Here is a 1,284-nt window from a genome sequence, read left to right as displayed (position 1 = left end):
TGTCTTAGCCCCCTATTAGTTGGACAGATTTTCTAAAACGGTTGAGTCACACACCACTGCTTTCTCCCACTTTTCTTGCGGGGTAATAAAGTCTAGGGATCGGTGACGCCTTGCATAGTTGTAATGGTTAAAGAATCGTCTCAGCGTTTCCTTAGCTTCATAATAGCTGTCAAACTCATGCCGCTGCATCACGATTTGCTCTAATATGCTGTGAAAGGCCTCAATGTAGGAGTTCTCCTCTGGTGTGGCCACATGAGTAAACTCTTGCTTGACCTCCGAGTTTTTCAAAAATTGACGGACGCGATGGGCAATAAACTGGCTGCCGTTGTCATTCCGCAGGCTGATGCCTTTCAGTTCATGTGTCCCGTTGACCCGGCGCAGCAAGTTGATCAAATCCATCTGACGAATATGAGGCTGTAAAATCCAGTCTAGTATTTTACGTGTGTAGACATCCAACACGCTCAGTAAGTAGTAGTTACGCCGTTCGCCAGCCACCCAAACGTACTTGATATCCCAACAGAGGTACTCCAGCGGCCTGCTGGCTTTGATGCGTCGAAATTGCACAAATTCTCGTTTGCCAGTTGGTCGGATTACCTTGCCCATCAACAGCATAGCCTCACTCATAAGGCGGTACACTTTCTTTTTATTGATTACGTACTCACTCTTCAATTCGTGCGTAGTATACTCGTAACCGTAGGCATTGAACTCCTCATCCAGCCACTCCCGAATCCTGGTAACGACTTGCTCATTAGGCACCAAAGTACCATCTTGTTTAAGGGTTAGTTGGCTAGGTTTGGCCCCTGGCTTGCCAAGGCGGGGCTGGTAGTATGATACGCTTCGCGGCAAGTCAAGCCATTGGCAAAGTTGAGTTCGAGGCACCTGCGGTTCAAACTGTTTCACCAGCATCAGCTTTTCCTGAGTCCGATAGGAGTTTTTTTTAGCAGCTCACTTTTTACTTCAATCTCTAGGGCCTGTTTAGCAATGATGCGTTTTAGCCGTTCATTTTCCTCTTCCAGGGCTCGAACCTGAGGATCTACCCGGGGATAGGAGTCTCGTAAGCCTTCTTTACCCTTGTTTAAATAGCGGTTTCGCCACTTTCGCAAAAGGGAAGGGGATAAGTTATACTTGCGGCAAGTCTCAGAGTGACCATCGCGCAGTGACTCCTGGACGATGGAATAGCGGTCCTCGGGGGTGAACGTTCGTCTGGTTTTGCTCATCATTTCTGAAGTTAAAAGGACTTAATTGTTTTTACAATTTTGTCCAACTCTTCAGGGGGCTAAGACA

The 1,284-nt window shown here is 47.3% G+C and carries 2 protein-coding genes; both read right to left on the bottom strand.

Annotation, left to right across the window (positions count from 1 at the left end):
- Positions 1-15: 15 nt before the first annotated feature.
- Positions 16-906 carry an IS3 family transposase gene (locus DYU11_RS32825; RefSeq protein WP_119671985.1) on the bottom strand — a complete coding sequence of 297 codons (891 nt, stop codon included), beginning with the start codon at positions 904-906 and terminating at the stop codon, positions 16-18.
- Entirely contained in the window at positions 906-1,220 is a 315-nt protein-coding gene (locus tag DYU11_RS32820; RefSeq protein WP_229366186.1) for a transposase, read from the bottom strand. Before DYU11_RS32820 ends, DYU11_RS32825 begins: the two co-directional genes overlap by 1 nt.
- Positions 1,221-1,284 lie beyond the last annotated feature (64 nt).

It is taken from the genome of Fibrisoma montanum (assembly GCF_003583365.1).
Lineage (GTDB): Bacteria > Bacteroidota > Bacteroidia > Cytophagales > Spirosomataceae > Fibrisoma > Fibrisoma montanum.
The sequence above is the reverse complement of the archived record's forward strand: the minus strand, read 5'-3'. Positions and strand labels throughout refer to the sequence as shown.